The organism is Microcoleus sp. AR_TQ3_B6 (assembly GCF_036702785.1).
Lineage (GTDB): Bacteria > Cyanobacteriota > Cyanobacteriia > Cyanobacteriales > Microcoleaceae > Microcoleus.
The window spans coordinates 10330-26460 of the sequence record NZ_JAUBVJ010000048.1 but is presented as its reverse complement, the minus strand read 5'-3'; the positions used below and the strand labels follow the sequence as shown (position 1 = coordinate 26460).

At 47.6% G+C, this 16131-nt stretch carries 12 protein-coding genes; 6 read left to right on the top strand and 6 right to left on the bottom strand.

Annotated elements, in window-relative coordinates:
* Positions 1–37 precede the first annotated feature (37 nt).
* Complete coding sequence (locus QUB56_RS21720; RefSeq protein WP_445243384.1) at positions 38–2215, top strand: iron uptake porin; 2178 nt, start codon at positions 38–40, stop codon at positions 2213–2215.
* Between the two features lie 777 nt (positions 2216–2992).
* Here QUB56_RS21720 and QUB56_RS21715 read toward each other — a convergent pair.
* Positions 2993–6337: a PAS domain S-box protein gene (locus tag QUB56_RS21715; RefSeq protein WP_332958015.1), complete on the bottom strand. Its 3345-nt coding sequence runs from the start codon at positions 6335–6337 to the stop codon at positions 2993–2995.
* Positions 6338–6746: 409 nt separating this feature from the next.
* Positions 6747–7406, bottom strand: a complete 660-nt coding sequence (locus QUB56_RS21710; RefSeq protein ID WP_332958013.1) for an HAD family hydrolase — start codon at positions 7404–7406, stop codon at positions 6747–6749.
* A 111-nt stretch (positions 7407–7517) separates the two neighbouring features.
* Here QUB56_RS21710 and QUB56_RS21705 point away from each other — a divergent pair, with 111 nt between their 5' ends.
* The 3 genes from QUB56_RS21705 (at position 7518) to QUB56_RS21695 (ending at position 12054) form a co-directional block, all read left to right on the top strand.
* Positions 7518–8303 (top strand): Uma2 family endonuclease, encoded by a 786-nt coding sequence (locus tag QUB56_RS21705; RefSeq protein ID WP_332958011.1) that lies wholly within the window; start codon positions 7518–7520, stop codon positions 8301–8303.
* Between the two features lie 442 nt (positions 8304–8745).
* A complete protein-coding gene (locus QUB56_RS21700) occupies positions 8746–10554 on the top strand; it encodes an aspartate kinase (protein ID WP_332958010.1) in 1809 nt (602 codons plus the stop codon).
* A gap of 873 nt (positions 10555–11427) precedes the next feature.
* Positions 11428–12054 (top strand): hypothetical protein, encoded by a 627-nt coding sequence (locus tag QUB56_RS21695; protein WP_332958009.1) that lies wholly within the window; start codon positions 11428–11430, stop codon positions 12052–12054.
* 148 nt (positions 12055–12202) lie between these two features.
* Here QUB56_RS21695 and QUB56_RS21690 read toward each other — a convergent pair whose 3' ends face one another.
* Complete coding sequence (locus QUB56_RS21690; protein ID WP_332958008.1) at positions 12203–13174, bottom strand: DNA (cytosine-5-)-methyltransferase; 972 nt, start codon at positions 13172–13174, stop codon at positions 12203–12205.
* A gap of 334 nt (positions 13175–13508) precedes the next feature.
* On the opposite strand from QUB56_RS21690, the gene QUB56_RS21685 reads away from it, so the two are divergent.
* Entirely contained in the window at positions 13509–13892 is a 384-nt protein-coding gene (locus tag QUB56_RS21685; RefSeq protein ID WP_332958060.1) for a DUF4346 domain-containing protein, read from the top strand.
* Positions 13893–13951: 59 nt separating this feature from the next.
* Here QUB56_RS21685 and psb32 read toward each other — a convergent pair whose 3' ends face one another.
* A complete protein-coding gene (gene psb32 / locus QUB56_RS21680; protein WP_332958005.1) occupies positions 13952–14674 on the bottom strand; it encodes a photosystem II repair protein Psb32 in 723 nt (240 codons plus the stop codon).
* A gap of 132 nt (positions 14675–14806) precedes the next feature.
* Between psb32 and QUB56_RS21675 the strand changes: the two genes are divergently transcribed.
* Positions 14807–15037, top strand: a complete 231-nt coding sequence (locus tag QUB56_RS21675) for a hypothetical protein (protein ID WP_332958004.1) — start codon at positions 14807–14809, stop codon at positions 15035–15037.
* A gap of 201 nt (positions 15038–15238) precedes the next feature.
* Here QUB56_RS21675 and QUB56_RS21670 read toward each other — a convergent pair whose 3' ends face one another.
* Positions 15239–15784, bottom strand: a complete 546-nt coding sequence (locus tag QUB56_RS21670; RefSeq protein ID WP_332958002.1) for an NADPH-dependent FMN reductase — start codon at positions 15782–15784, stop codon at positions 15239–15241.
* Positions 15785–15887: 103 nt separating this feature from the next.
* A partial coding sequence (locus QUB56_RS21665) for a hypothetical protein (RefSeq protein WP_332958000.1) occupies positions 15888–16131 on the bottom strand: 244 nt, incomplete at its 5' end.

Genomic DNA, 16131 nt, shown 5'->3' with positions numbered 1-16131 from the left:
TGGCCAGATTTAATTTTTAACAAGTGGTGTGAGAGTTGTGGTGAAGAATTCAACCTCCGTTAAAGCTTTTTGGCTGTCTTTCTTGATTTCTGGTGTGGCGGTGCCTTTAGGGCCGATCGCCGCAACAGCTCAAATTCAGGATACCTCAACTCCCGAAGTTGCGCTAGAAGGTAGTGCCGTCCCTGTGGCTAACCCAGACTCCGCGCAGGCAGCAGTTAAGATTGAGATACCTCCGTTAGCGACGATAACCGCAGAGACTAACTCAGCAGTCGATCGCCCCGAACCCGAAACAGATACAGCAAAAGTCGATCGCCCCGAACCCGAAACAGATACAGCAAAAGTCGATCGCCCCGAACCCGAAACAGATACAGTAACAGTCGATCGCCCCGAACCCGAAACAGATACAGTAACAGTCGATCGAACTTTACCCAAACAAGATAAAGCAGCAGAGGATAAAGCAGCAACACCCCCAGAAATAACGGGGGCTATGGGAGAATCGCCCCCACAGGAGTTAGAAATTGCCAACTCCCCTCAGTATCAAAACGTTGCTGAAGCCAGCAAAGTTGCCGATATCAGCAGCGAGACGGGCACCGCTGATGACCTGAGCATACAAGAAGACGCAGCACAAGTCACCTCGGTTTCCCAACTGTCCGACGTGCGGCCAACAGATTGGGCTTTTGGCGCCTTGCAATCCCTAGTAGAAAGATACGGCTGCATTGCGGGATATCCAGACGGCACATTCCGAGGCAATCGGGCCATGACTCGCTACGAATTTGCCGCCGGATTAAATGCTTGCTTGGATCAAATTACCAAACAAATGAGCGGTTCTACTGGTAATTTAGTCAGCCGAGAAGATTTAGCATCTCTGCAAAAACTGCAAGAAGAATTTGCGGCAGAATTAGCTACATTGCGCGGTAGAGTAGATGCTTTAGAAGCTCGAACAGCCGAATTGGAAGCCAACCAATTTTCAACTACTACTAAACTAAACGGATTTGCTTGGTTTAACCTGACTGGAGCTTTTGCCGGCGAGCGAGTCCGAGTTGAAGCAACAAATGGAAAAGCTGCTGGGCTCGATCGAGTAGCCGGACGCGATCCTGTCACCAACAGACCCATAGTCCAGAAAGTTGACGACCCAGAAATCACTTTCAGCCAGTTAGTTTGGTTAACTCTCACTACTTCCTTTACAGGGAAAGACGAATTGATTACACAGCTAGCTGTAGGTAACGGGAATTCCCCAGCAAATCAGTATACTTCCACAGGTCTGTTCAATACCTTTGGCACTCCTTTTCTCGATCAAACTGCGGGAGTAAATCCCAATGAAGTTATCCTGAGGGAACTTTCCTATCGGTTCCCGCTTAGCAAAAGCTTGCAAGTAGTAGTCGGGCCGAGGATTAATTTCTACCGCTACTTTGACAACAATAACTTTAACTTTTTCGTGAACGGTGCCAGCAGCTTTAATTCTAACAACAGCCCCTTGTTAAGCGCTACCAAACGCGGTGCCGGTGCTTTGGTTTTGTGGGATATCGGCCGCCCATTGAAACTGCGTTTTGGCTATTTGGGCGAGAGTACAGAATTTTTACCGACTTCCGTGTTTAATTCCGCTTCCAATCCGTCTCAAGGCTTGTTTGGCGGCACGAATACGGCTACAGCAGAATTAACATTCAGTCCGAGCGATCGGGCTAATTTGCGCTTTCTGTACAGCCGTTCCAACATCCAGCAAATCGGCGGCTTAATTGGATCTCCTAACAGCAAGCCGTTAAACGGTGTGGCAGATGACGGTTTCGGCGGTCGCCTGGGCAATGCGACTGCGAATACTTATAGTTTCAACTTCGATTGGTTAGTCACTCGCCGCTTTGGTCTTTTCGGCCGCTACGGCTACGCCGAAACCAATATATTTCCCAAGACTAACCGACCCGACGGCACGATCAAAAATCAATCTTATCAGTTAGGACTTGCATTTCCCGATTTGTTCAAAGAAGGAGCTTTGCTTACGGTATCATTTTTAGTACCTTTTGACTTTACTAGCGGTCGGAGGTTTCTGGTTTCTGGCGGAGGGAATGGCGGCACGCAGTACGACATTGAGGCAACTTATTATTTGCCTCTCACCGACCATATTTCGATCGTGCCGGCATTTTATGCGATCGGCAATGCCAATAATTTCGATAACAACCCGACAATTTTTGTGGGCAATTTGCGGACGCAGTTTAGTTTTTAACTAAATTAGGGCAGACTTGAACATAATTATATAGCAATCCTCAATGAGTCATAAATTTTTTACCCCAACCCAACCCTCCCCGAACCCGCGGAGAGGAAGTAAAAAATTCACAAATGATTTAGGATTGCTATATGTAAAGTACGCCTGAAAAACCTTACCGCGTTAGGGTAGGATCTCATATCAACTCCGGTGGCATCGTCGGGCGTCAAATCCAGCCAACAGTCAACAATTCCCGAGGGATAGGGCCACCGAAATTGCTCTAATTCATCTGCGTTAATCTGTGTTAATCTGCCTGTATCTGCGGTTTAAAAAAGATAGTTTGTTAACCGCAGATGACAAGAGATTGACGCAGATTCACGCAGATGAATAGAAGAGACATAGGAATAATTACCAGGCTAACAGATGAATTAGTGCCACCGAAATTGCTCTAATTCATCTGCGTTAATTTGTGTTTATCTGCCCTCATCTGCGGTTAAAAAAAAGATAATTTGTTAACCGCAGATGACCAGGAATTAACGCAGATTTACGCAGATGAGTAGAAGAGAGATAGGAATAATTCCCCTGCTAACAGATTTGATATCAAACTACTTGTTGCCTATCAGATCCGTCTCATACCAAATCCGGCTTAAATACCCCGTTTATTTCTTAGTCAGTCTGGGCTCTGACTTGGATTGGGTAGGAGCGGTTTCAACCAGTCTTATCAAGGGGTTTTTAAAGGGAATTTCGATAAATACCCATCAGATCGAGCATGATATCCTGATTAGCGTCGTCCTGATGTCAACGAATTGGAATTTCGATGATAAATTCAGTGCCTTGACCGGGTTCTGAGAGGCACTGCAATTTGCCGTTGTGTTTTTCAACGACAATTTGGTGCGAAATTGATAAACCTAAACCTGTGCCTTTGCCTACGGGTTTTGTGGTAAAAAACGGGTCAAACAAACGCACGATCTGATCTTGGGAAATGCCCGAACCGTTGTCTTTAATCCGAATGCAGATGGACTTGTCATCAATCGTTTCTGTGTGAATCGTAATAGTAGGACAGGTAGAATTTTCGGTGTCTTGTGCTTGGCTGCTGCTTTCTTCCAAGGCGTCGATCGCATTTGCCAATACATTCATAAATACCTGGTTTAACAGTCCGGGATGACAGTTTATTTCCGGCAGTTCTCCGTATTCTTTAATCACTTTAATGCCCTGCCAGTTGGCCTTGGCTTTCAGCCTGCTGTTCAACATTAACAAGGTACTTTCTAAACCTTCGTGAATGTCGGCAGTCTTGATTTTCGCTTCGTCAGCCCGCGAGAAATTGCGCAGTGTTTGAATAATTTCTACAATTCGCTCGCATCCTGTATGCATCGAATTGAGCAATTTTGGCAGGTCTTCGGCTAGAAATTCTAAGTCTATATCATCGGCTTGTTGCTGAATTTGGGCTGGGGAATTTGGGTACTCTTCTCGATAGGCTTGCACGATTTCTAACAAGTCGAGAACGTAGCCCCGGACGTGGCAGAGGTTGCCAGCGACAAAGCCAACTGGGTTGTTAATTTCGTGGGCAATTCCTGCTAGCACCTGTCCGAGGGAAGACATTTTTTCGGTTTGTACTAACTGCATTTGAGTTTGCTGCAAATCGTGCAAAGCTGTTTGCAGTTCTTGGGATTTTTGGTGGTCGCGATCGGCGGCGGCGGCCCGTTCTTCTTCGACTCCGATCGCCCCAGCAATAATTCCGATCAGCTTGCAGTCGGCTTCTGTGGGCGCGATCGGGTCGGTGTAGACAACGCACATCGCACCCACGTAATTGTCGCCCTGGCGCACTGCTTGTCCCAGATAGCTTCGCAGTTGGTAGCGGATGACAGCGGGATCGATTTGGCCGTAGATCGTGTTCTGCAAGTCAGGAAGGGCGACAGCCCGATCGCTTCCTTTCCTGCATACGTCAGTGCAGATGTGGCCCTCGGCGCGATCGACCAGCGGGTAGTCCGGCGGCACTTGCCAAGTCCCGATCGCCCGCAGCAGACCGTCATCGACGCGGCTGTAGATGGCGCAGCTTCCCTCCAAAAGCTCGCCGGCTAAGGATGTCAGGCGCTGGATGTTGTCAGCGGCCTCGGTGGTGAATCCCAAAAAGCACTCGTTGATTTTGCTGAGGCGGTACTCTGCTTGCTTGCGCGCCGTCATGTCGCGGGAGTTGAGCACTATTCCGTTCACAGCGGGGTCTGCTAGCAAGTTAATGCCGACGCCTTCGAGAAAAGACCAAGAACCGTCAGCGCGCCGGAACCGACCTTCTACGGCGATCGGAGTGCCTGGATTTGCCAGGAGTTTTTCGAGGTAGGATATCACCGAGGCAAGGTCATCAGGGTGGATGAAATCGAGAACCATTTGACTAGCGAGTTCCTCGGCGTCGTACCCCAAAACTCTTTTTACAGAAGGGCTTTCGTAAACAATGCGAGCGCTTTTGTCGAGAATAGTAATGATGTCGGAACTGTTGAAAATCAGCGATCGCCACTTAGCCTCATTTTGCAATAAAGCTAACTGGGCTTGTTTGCGATCGGTAATATCCTCTACCATTTCCAAAATAAACTGTGGCGTTCCCTGACTGCTGTCGATGACAGAGGCGCTGAGGCGTGCCCACCTGATGCTGCCGTCTTGGCGGAGGTAGCGCTTCTCGATTTGGTAAGCTTCGCACGAGCCCGCGGCCAACTGTTGGCGCAACTCGCGATCGGCTTGTACGTCTTCCGGGTGCGCGCATTCCTCGAGGTCCATACCCCGCAGTTGAGCTTCCTCAAGCCCCAGCATTGCTTGAAATGCCGGATTAGTCGCCAGCGCCATACCTTCGAGGGTAGCGACTACCATGCCGATGGCAGCGCGTTCAAAAATTGCCCGAAACCGCTGTTCGCTGTCTCGCAAAGCTGCATCCGCTTCCACTTCCTGGGTGATGTCCCGCCCCGCGACTGCCAAACCTTTGCGCGAACCGTCGGGGTTGAACAGCGGCACTTTCCGCACTTCAAACAAATTGCTGCCGCCTGTGGGCAAGGGGACACTTTGGCGGCTGGAGGTGAGAGTACCTGCTTGCCAGGTTTTTTCATCGGTTTCCTGCCAAGTTAGCAAGATTTTTCTGACTCTCGGATCGGCTGCGGCTGCGAGTTCGGCAGTAGTTTTGCCCTGGTAGTCTGCAGTTTCCCAGCCCAAAAGTTTGAGGGCGTAGTCGTTGGCAATCAGCCAGCGCCCCTCGCTGTCTGTGAGGTTGATCGCGTCGGGCACGGCGTTAATCGCGGTTTTCAGCCAGTATTCTTGATTTCGCAGGGCTGCTTCAGCTTCTTTGCGGGCGGCGATTTCGGCGACGGTTCCTTCGTAGTAAAGGAGTTCGCCGCCTTCGCCGCGGACTTCCCGCACGTTTTCCGAGATCCAGGTAGTGCTGCCGTCTTTGCGGCGGACGCAGGACTCAAACTCTTTCAGGGAGCCACTTTGGCTGATTTCTGCTATGAAGGAAGCGCGGCGGGCGCCATCGGCGTAAAGGTTTTGTGCCGAACATTTTGCCTTCAGTTCTGACGGGGAATCGTAGCCGTAGATTCGGGCGAGTGCCTGGTTGGCGCTGAGGTAGCGCCCGTCTGGGGTGGTTTGAAATATGCCTTCGGTGGCGTTTTCAAAGATGCTGCGGTATTTTGCCTCGGCTTGTTTGAGGGCTTCTTCTGCTTGGAAGCGATCCGTGATATCAGATTGGACGCCGATGAAGTGGGTGACGATCCCGCTGCTGTCGCGCACCGGCGAGATGGCGAGTTCGTTCCAGAAGGAGGTGCCGTCTTTGCGGTAGTTTTTCAGAACTACTTTGCAGTCCTGCTGTTCTTTCATGGCGACGCGGATTTTAGCGACGGCAGCGCCATCGGTATCCGGGCCTTGCAGGAAGCGGCAGTTCTGCCCGATTATTTCGCTGCGATCGTAGCCTGTAATCCTCTCGAAAGCCTGGTTGCAGTAGACTATGGGCTTGTCCGGCTGGGTAGCGTCCGCGATCGCGATGCCGTTGCTGATTGCTGCCAGCGCGCGATCGTACAGCCGGAATACTTCTTCTATTAAATTCGGTGCATTGCCACCAGTGCGGGTCGGCGATAGCGTTTCAGAAGGAATGCTTATATCGATCTGCATGAGTTTCTATAGATTGAGTTTATTTTCGATCCAGACTGGCAGCAGACCCTAGATTTTAACAGAATTGCCCTGTTTTGCCAAGGCAGAAGTTAGAAGGCTATCATGCAGAATTTTTGCTGTAAATTCTACCTAAAAAAAATCTGACCTCCATCATTTTTTTTCCTTCTGCCTTGTGCCTTGCGCCTTGTGCCTTCAAATGAATCCTAATTGTTAATTTATAAGAGCTGTTGTCGCAATAACTCTATCTTTAGTATGGTTTACTTGACCGCGTTTAGGCTGCTTACAGGTTCGCGCATTTATTTTTTCACTTCAATCAAAATTATATAGCATCCGGCTCTATTGAAATATTTTTAATTAAATACTTGTGATTTAAATGATTCAAACTCTTCTGGAAAAAAGCGAGAAAAAATTAATTTTTAACGAGCGCAGCAAGTTCTGAAATATCGTCGATCGCGAAAGTCGGTTTTAGGGCGAGACACTGAGCGCGATCGCCATATCCGTAAGCCGCCCAACAAACATCTATCCCAGCATTTTTAGCAAACAGCAAATCAACCGCTGTATCGCCAACCATTAAAACTTGACTGTTATCCAATTCCGGGAACAGCGGTTTAATCATCGAGTGAAAAACAGCCGGATTGGGTTTGAGGATTATTTGTCCGTTATCACCTAAAATTAAATCAAAAAAACTGTGAATTTTCAATTTTGTTAGTAATAAATTAACAAAACTCACGTGTTTATTGCTGAAAACTCCCAGGCTCAATCCCGACTTGCTCACCAACTGCAATATTTGCTTTGTCCCGGGAAATAAATCTACCTGCTTTTCACCTTCAGTCCGATAATAAGAGCGGTAAGTTTCAACCCATTCGGGAATTGCGCTTTCCTCGATCGCCGGATGCAGGATTTTAAAACTATTTGGTAAATTGATGCCGATCGTACCTATAATAGTATCAGCAGCAGGCGGGATAATGTTGAAATTTTCAAAGGTTTTGGTAAAGCAATATATAATAGCTTTGTGAGTAATTGCCAAAGTGCCGTCGAAGTCAAAAATAATTAACTTGTACTGACTCATATTCCTAAAAGTTTTCTAGATAGCAACCGGAGGTTTCCTATGGCGGGATAGCATTATTAATTTCTCAGCCACCAATTATAAGTCTAATTTTTCAAAATTCAAGAGGTCAACATGAGTGTCACCGAAAAACCAGAAATTCTAGCAACAGATTTCCCAGACCACACTCAATTACCAGACTCCGACGGTACTTTTGTGAAAAATTTTCAAGAGCACCCTCAAAGCATCCTGTTAACAACATCAATTCGACCGGTTTTAGAGCAAGTTCATCCCGACGGGCAATACTGCATCGGTCAAGATTCCGGTATTTATTGGCGAGTGGCCCGGCCCCCGGAACCCCCAGAAAGAGGAGCCGAAGCACCTGATTGGTTTTACGTGCCCGACGTGCCGCCAACTCTTGACGGAAATCTTCGCCGCTCCTATGTAATGTGGCAGGAATTAAGGCCGCCTCTAATTGTACTTGAATTTGTGTCGGGCGATGGCAGTGAAGAAAGAGATAGAACTCCTCGCCAGGGCAAATTCTGGATTTACGAGCGCATAATTAGACCTGCTTTTTACGGCATTTATGAAGTCAAAAAGGCACAAGTTGAAGTGTATCATTTGGTAGAGGATCGCTTCGAGTTAGTCCCACCCAATCAGCGCGGACATTACCCGATCGCACAAATAGGAGTGGAATTAGGCATTTGGCAAGGGGTTTATCAGGGCGTAGAACTGCCTTGGCTGCGCTGGTGGGATGCTTCCGGGAATTTGCTGCTGGCGGCCGAGGAACGGGCCCAACAAGCCGAATTGGCTGCAGAACAAGCGCAGTCAGAAGCAGAACGAGAACGACAAAGGCGCATAGAAGCTGAATTGCGAATTCAAGCTTTAGAAGCGCGTTTGCGAGAGTTAGAAGGCGAGTAATTCAATTTGAGATTTGAGATTTGAGATTTGAGATTTGAGATTGGGGATGACCGAAAGCATCCAGGATACAAGCCCCCGGATTCATCCGTCCAGAAATAAAAAACGTGTATCCGAGAAACTTGCCTAACGTATTTATCCGTGGGGTCAAGGCTTCAATCTAAAATCTAAAATCTAAAATCTAAAATCGATTGACTGATGATTATCGGGATTGGGTTATTCATAAGTCATTGGCAATGCTTGAATTCTTCAATCAAAAATCTAAATTCCCATCAGTCGCAGGTTCCGGTAGGGACACGGCAATTCAGTGTGCCTAGGAAGATCGTGTGCTGTAAAAACCCGATCGCCTAGCAGCCTCCTCAGAAACGATATAAACATTCATCGGTCGAGAGCGAAAATTTGCGTATATTAGCTTAAGTATTGCATCACTTTTTGTGTAAGTCCTATGGCACTAATTGTTCAGAAATATGGCGGAACCTCGGTTGGCACGGTCGATCGCATTCTGGAAGTAGCCCGACGAGTAGTAAAAACAGCACAGCTCGGCAACTCTCTCGTTGTCGTACTTTCGGCAATGGGCAAAACCACCGACGGTTTAGTTAAACTCGCCAAGGAAATTTCCCCAAATCCCAACAAGCGGGAAATGGATATGTTGCTTTCCACCGGAGAACAAGTCTCCATCGCACTTTTGAGCATGGCATTGCAGGAAATGGGACAGCCCGCAATTTCCCTCACCGGCGCCCAAGTTGGCATTGTCACCGAAGCCGCCCACACCCGCGCCCGGATTTTGCGAATCGACCCGAATCGCCTCGAAACCCAGTTAAAAAGCGGTAAAGTCGTTGTGGTTGCGGGCTTCCAAGGTATCGCCGATGCCGGAGAATTGGAAATTACCACCTTGGGGCGCGGCGGTTCCGACACAACAGCAGTTGCCCTCGCCGCAGCGCTGCAGGCCGACAGGTGCGAAATTTATACCGACGTGCCCGGAATTTTGACTGCAGATCCGCGCTTGGTTGCCGACGCCCAATTGATGGACGAAATCACTTGCGACGAAATGCTGGAATTGGCGAGTTTGGGCGCAAAAGTCCTGCACCCGCGCGCGGTAGAAATTGCTAAGAATTACGGCGTGCCGCTGGTAGTGCTGTCTAGCTGGAGTGACGCCCCGGGTACGCGGGTAATGTCCCCACCCCCGCAACCTCGGCCTTTGGAGGGCTTGGAACTCGCAAAAGCGGTGGATGCGGTGGAATTTGATTTAGATCAGGCGGGGGTGTCGCTGCTGCGTTTGCCCGATCGCCCGGGAGTAGCAGCGCGGTTGTTTGGTGCGATCGCCCAACAAAACCTCGATGTAGACTTAATTATCCAGTCAATTCACGAAGGAAATACTAACGATATCGCCTTCACCGTGACGCGAAAATCTCTCCAACAAGCCACCGCCGTTGCAGATGCAATTATCCCCGCCCTCGGCAAAAATTCTCGCCCAGAATTGGGAGAACCAGAAGTGAAAGCAGAAGAGCGGCCCATAGCTAAAGTTAGCATTGCGGGTGCGGGAATGATCGGTCGTCCGAGGGTAGCGGCGCAGATGTTTAAGACTTTAGCGGATGCGGGAATTAACATTCAAATGATTTCTACATCCGAGGTGAAAGTTAGTTGTGCGATCGATGCTGAAGATTGCGATCGGGCCGTTGCCGAACTCTGCAAAGCATTTGATGTCGCCAACTCCCCTATTGGGCTGCATTCATCATCCCACAAACCGCCCGCAGTCCGCGCCGTTGCCTTGGATCTCAATCAAGCGCGTCTAGCAATTCGCCAATTGCCCGATCGACCCGGAGTTGCAGCAAAACTGTTCGGACTTTTAGCCGAAGAAAATATCAGCGTAGACACGATCATTCAGTCGCAGCGCTGCCACAATATAGACGGCATATTAACTCGCGACATTGCATTTACCGTAGCACAAATTGACGCCCAAGCTGCTAAAAACACCCTCGAACAAGCCGCCCCAGAATTCGGATGGGGCGAAGTAGCAGTCGATACAGAAATTGCCAAAGTTAGCGTAGTCGGTTCCGGGATGGTAGCGCATCCGGGAGTAGCGGCAAGGATGTTTGAAGCGCTTTCTAGGCAGCAAATCAACATTCAAATGATTGCCACTTCCGAGATAAAAATTAGCTGCGTTGTGGATGAGGAACAAGGCGTAACTGCTTTGAAGGCTATTCACGCAGCCTTTGAGCTTGCCGGCACTGAAAAAATCCAAGTTCCCGCCTAATACTTGTTTTTAGTAAGGATGAAGAGTCCTAATAATGTAGGGTGCGCACTGCGCACCTTACCGAATTGCAGAGCATTAGGCTGTGTTAGCCTAAAATGTGCGATCGACTTAAGGAATTTAATCTTATGACTGTCGCAAAGGAACAGATTACTGATAGCAGTAGCAATAGCGGTTTATTGAATTTCCGAATCAGGGTCGAAGATCCGATCCAACTTTTATATTTAGAAGAAGAGGATGAGTAGGGAATTTTAAGACCAACTGAGTATGCTTTTAGGACAGCGATGAAATTGGTTGTTGAGGTCTAGGATAGCATGGGCAACAGTTTTCCGAAAATCTCAAAGATACTTCCAAGTAAGAAAGGTAGTATTCGGCTTGCTTGGCAAAATATAAATGGCGATGGGGCAGTACGCTTGGTCTGCCCGATTAATGCCGGTAAAAAATCTTACATTTATCCTGTGAGTGGGAAGGATCGAAAGATATTACTTTAGCAGCAACCTTAGTTTATTGGCGAGAGTGGTTTAAGAAGATATGACCGATAAATATTCTCAAAGTGAATCAGAGTTTGAGCCTTAATGCAGGCGGTATCAGTGCGGCAGAAGGCTGTTGAGGTGTGGGTCAGAGATATAGCTAACCCGGATTTGGTATCATTCCTTGGATTGTGATACCTCTTATTTAATCCGCTTACTCCCGATCGCATTTCATGGCATTAAGCCAACTCCGTGTCGGTAAACTTCTATTTTGTCAAGCTTCTCTGGCTATCGGTGGCCCTGAACCTATGCTTGATGTTGTGAAAGAAACGATGGAAGGTAAGTGCGATCGATTCGCCTATCCTGATTCGTGGTTCCCCCTTAATAATTAGGAGATTTTCTTGAGATGAAGCTTGCAAATTCGCTTTTAGCAGTGGCAGTGGCCATCGCCTCTTTCGGTATTACCATTAGCGCCAAAGCAGACACGGTGAAGGCCCGCTGCGATGTGTATCCAAAAGGAGAAGATCGCGCCACGTCTTCCGCTTCCTGTACCTTTTCGCAACGGCAGGGTGCCGTTACCATCGAACTGGAAAATGGTAGCCACTATTACCTAACCCCTGTGGCCAATGAACCAGGCAATTATCGCGACCAAACTGGTCGTGTCGCCTATCGGCAGTCTGGGCTCGGCGACAAGGGGCAAATTTATCGCCTCGCCAAGGAATCGATCTACATCTACTGGGATACCGCTTCCTCTAATGGATCCAGTCAACCTTCACCCAGCCAACCATCGGGGACTCCAGTCACGGAAATGACTACCCGCAATGCCAACCAGATTGGGGTGCGGATTACAGAAGGAGAGTTCAACTTCTCCGGTGTTTTGACGCGCACATCGGGCAATAAATTTAGTGGTTCCGATGGACGGGTTCGGGTCATGTACGATCGGGGTGCTGGACGGGTGGTAATCATCAACGAGGCAACTGGAACAGAGTTCTACAACTATCAATACACTGAGGTGAACGAAGGTAGTTTGTAAGGTGGGGTCGCGTTCTAGGTTAAAGCTTTTCTGGCTTAGCTCTCCGACTTTTTCAAAAAGGTTGGAGGGCTAAGCGGGGAGAAGTTCCGTTTAAAACGACAAGCTGTATATATTCTTCAGTTTTTCTTTGTGGTTCATTTGGCTCATTTCACAATAAATTTTGACTTAATATTTCTTGCGCGATCGCCTCCACCACCGGTACACAAACCGAATTCCCAATTTGCTTGTAACTTTCCCCCGTACTAGGATAACTTTTAAAATCTTCAGGAAAACCCATAAGACGGTAACATTCCTTCAGCGTCAACTTTCTCACCATATCTTGCTCAGGAATGTAGATAAAAAACCTGCCCGATGTTTCTTGCGAAGGAATAGTCGGATGCACTCCATCTACCGAATAAATGCGATTAGGCTGTCTGTGAACTCTCGATAAATGTTCTGTATTCGGCCTCACGCCAGTTTTCCAAGTACCTTTATTTCTGTAACCTACAAACAAAAGTCCCGAATCTTGCTTTTTCGGAGACTCTATTAAAGTATACTCGGATTTATCCAATATTTCAAAATCCCCTGTCTTGTCTAGAAAATCCCAGAGTTTTGGAGTTAACTGGGTTTTAACCCGAGAAAAATTGAAGGGTTTACCTTTAGTTGCCATAATGAATATTCTTTCACGATGTTGAGGAATTCCAAAATTTTTAGCATTCAGCATTTTGTAATTCACGCTGTAGCCCAATTCTTCTAGGCTGGCAATAATTACTTTTAAGGTGTTTCCCTTGTCGTGATGGATTAAGTGCTTGACATTTTCTAGGACAATTACTTGAGGTTGTTTGACTTTAATAATTTTACAAATATCAAAAAATAGCGTGCCTCTAGTATCTTCAAAACCGAGCTTTTTGCCGCAGATACTAAAAGGTTGGCAAGGAAACCCGGCGACTAAAATATCAAAGTCGGCTAAATCGGCGGGATTGATGTTACTGATGTCGGCAAAAGGAACCTCACCGAAATTTTCTGTGTAAACTTCTCGGCACTTGCTGTTAATTTCGCAGGAAAAACTGCACTCAAAGCCAAGTTTTTCAAAACCTTGTCTGAAACCTCCTATTCCCGAAAACAAATCTATAAATTTCATTTATAACTTAATGCAAAATCTTCCTCCAGCCCAGGATAACATATTTGGTTTCTCTCTCTTATTTCACTCTGCATTCTCTGCGCTCTCTGCGGTTAATTATACTAATTTCAATAAGTCTTGCTAAACTTCTCAATCTTATACAAATCATTAAAAGTCGCAGAAGCCCGGGCCGGACTGAGGCTCAGCCGTGTCACCACAGATCTCGCGTAGAATGTCGATCGCCCGAAACTTTCCCTGCATTCAACTTTCCCAACCAGCCAAACTTGTGCCGCAGCCGACTAAACTAGAAATAGCAGAACAAATCACAGCTATTGTCTACTTTCTTTCACCAACCATGAGTCAAACCTTGGAAAACCTCACCGCAATCGATGACAAGCTATCCAAACGCCACCTCGACCTCGATCCGGGCGGCTACTTCATTATCTATCTCGATCGCGAAACCAGCTTAATCTGTGCCAAACATTTCACCAACATCATCGACGATCGAGGCCTCGCCGTCGATCCCGAAACTGGTAAACCCATCCCCGCCCGTGGCAAAGTAGAACGCACCCAATCCACACTTTTTACCGGTCGAACCGCCAAAGAACTTTGTGTCAAAATTCTAGAAGAAACCCGCCCCAGCCCGGTGACACTGTTAGATCACGCGGCTTATCTGGGACGGGAATTTGTACGGGCAGAGATTGCATTGTTGAGCGATCGAGAATACGTTCAAGATTAGTGCAGCCCTGCCATATTTTCTTGACAAAACGGCAACCGATCGGATGCCTGCAGCACCGATTACGAAAAACCTTGATACCAGAAATAAGTCACCATCGGAATCACTGTCGCCAATACCAACAGCACAACCACAACAACTGTGGCATTGCCTTGGTCTGTTTCTTCAGCTTTTTTAAACGTGCCTTCAACTTGAATGTTGTCAACAACTTGAGGAGCACCCGGATCCGGTTCGCCCGACAAAACAGTTGCAATGCGCGTACTTGCAGCCGAAAATGCTTCGTTGTATTTATTGCCTTCCCGCAGCGGCACTTGCACAGTTTCCCCAGCCACACTCTGGGCAATTTCATCGGTTAGCAGGGATTTCACCCCTTCCCCCGTCCGAATTGCAGCACTATTGGTAACAGTGTCGAGAACGAGTAAAATTTGGTTAGTCTGGTCTTCTTTTGTCGGAAACCACTGTTCAAACAGTTGGTCGGTGAAAGTAGCAGTCGTTTCGCCGTAGTCTAAGCGGTGGATGGTGACAAACCTGACTTGTTTCCCTGTTTTGTTTTCCAGGTTGTCGAGCACGCTGCTGATATTGCTTTCGCTGCTGCGGCTGAGCACGTCGCCTTTGTCGAACACCCAAGTTCGATCGCCCGCCGACAACACCGGTATTTCGTACACGCCAGTCGCCAAGGCCGGCAATACCGCGATCTGGGATGCGATTAGGGCGATCGCGATCGCCGCCGCCAAAGGTTGGAGATATTTTCTCCAGCTAAATAATTGCTTTCGGAGTCTAGTCATGAGGTTAACCGTAAAACTGACTTTTTTCCAAAAATACTATAGAAACCCCCGTAAAATTCATTTTATGCAGGGCAATATTTACAATTAGCTCGTCAGTGGAACTCCCCGCCCGATTATTTTAGGATTCTAACTATGGAACCAGCAGACACTTATAAAGGTTGGATTATTCAATCCCAGAAAGTTTTCTACGTCGAGGTTTGGGATAGCCGCGGCAACCGCCACGTCGCAGTCCAAAATGCCAAGACAGAGGAGGAAGCTTTGGAATTAGCCAAAAAGTGGATTGAGAAATATGAGTCAAAACCCGGAAGAATGTCGATCGACGTACCCCATCCTTTCGGAGACATGATCGATATGCCATTTTAACTCTTTTGACTGTTGGCTGTTGGCTGTTGGCTGTTGGCTGTTGACTGTTGGCTGTTGGCTGTTGACTGTTGACTGTTAAGATTACAGCTTGTAGGGTGCTCTGCTAGAGACAAAACCTATTCAAATCGAGAAATTAGGGAAAGGGACGCACCCAAAGATTATGCCAGTTGCGTCCCGGACTATATTTGTCATGAGATACAATTACGAAATTCCGCGCAATTTCCGCGTATTTTCTACCAAACTCCGAGCAAATTCGTCGAACCTTTCAGACAGTTTTTCATCCAACAATTTACCATCAGGACTAAAAGCTTTCCAAGCTTGTCCGATCGCAATTTGTTCGGGAATTACCCAAGCGTGTACCCATCTCAAAATCACGCGCAAATCGTTGAGTGCGTTGCTGTTAACTTGCCCTCCCAAAACACTAATCGCACCCGCAACCTTCCCGTCCAAATGCTCAAAACTCATCAAATCCAGGGCATTCTTGAGAGCACCGCTGACGCTACCGTGATACTCCGGCGTTGCCAAAATCAACCCATCGGCTTGCTTAACCGCATTCAGCAGCTTGTCCACATCCGGGTAATCGATATAATCATTCTCGCCGTTGCAGAAGGGCAGCTTGAGCGATCGCAAATCCCATATTTCAACTTCCGCGCCTAGGGCCTGGGCCCGCTGTGCTGCCACCTTCAACGCTAACTGGCTGTAAGAGCCAGCCCGCAAACTTCCACCAATGCCGACAATTTTTACCATAAAACTTACAAACAATAACCGACGACTAAAACGTACTCATTACGACTATGACTAAGATAGCAAGTTCGATCGGCAACTGTCAATCGATTTTAGATTTTAGATTTTAGATTTGAGATTTACGGAGGGGGTTAAGCAACCGGGGTTTTTGAGCAAAATACAGAGGTTGCAGCCTGCAAATATCGATTTGAGATTTGAGATTTACGGATGGGGTTAAGCAACCGGGGTTTTTGAGCAAAATACAGAGGTTGCAGCCTGCAGATATCGATTTGAGATTTGAGATTTGAGATTTACGGATGGGGTTAAGCAACCGGGGTTTTTGAGCAAAATACAGAGGTTGCAGCCTGCAG

Bases quoted from the DNA above. Each gene is read 5' to 3' on its own strand.
- QUB56_RS21715 (WP_332958015.1), bottom strand. From the start codon at position 6,337: ATGCAGATCGATATAAGCATTCCTTCTGAAACGCTATCGCCGACCCGC.
- QUB56_RS21710 (WP_332958013.1), bottom strand. From the start codon at position 7,406: ATGAGTCAGTACAAGTTAATTATTTTTGACTTCGACGGCACTTTGGCA.
- QUB56_RS21705 (WP_332958011.1), top strand. From the start codon at position 7,518: ATGAGTGTCACCGAAAAACCAGAAATTCTAGCAACAGATTTCCCAGAC.
- QUB56_RS21700 (WP_332958010.1), top strand. From the start codon at position 8,746: ATGGCACTAATTGTTCAGAAATATGGCGGAACCTCGGTTGGCACGGTC.
- QUB56_RS21695 (WP_332958009.1), top strand. From the start codon at position 11,428: ATGAAGCTTGCAAATTCGCTTTTAGCAGTGGCAGTGGCCATCGCCTCT.
- QUB56_RS21690 (WP_332958008.1), bottom strand. From the start codon at position 13,174: ATGAAATTTATAGATTTGTTTTCGGGAATAGGAGGTTTCAGACAAGGT.
- QUB56_RS21685 (WP_332958060.1), top strand. From the start codon at position 13,509: ATGAGTCAAACCTTGGAAAACCTCACCGCAATCGATGACAAGCTATCC.
- psb32 (WP_332958005.1), bottom strand. From the start codon at position 14,674: ATGACTAGACTCCGAAAGCAATTATTTAGCTGGAGAAAATATCTCCAA.
- QUB56_RS21675 (WP_332958004.1), top strand. From the start codon at position 14,807: ATGGAACCAGCAGACACTTATAAAGGTTGGATTATTCAATCCCAGAAA.
- QUB56_RS21670 (WP_332958002.1), bottom strand. From the start codon at position 15,784: ATGGTAAAAATTGTCGGCATTGGTGGAAGTTTGCGGGCTGGCTCTTAC.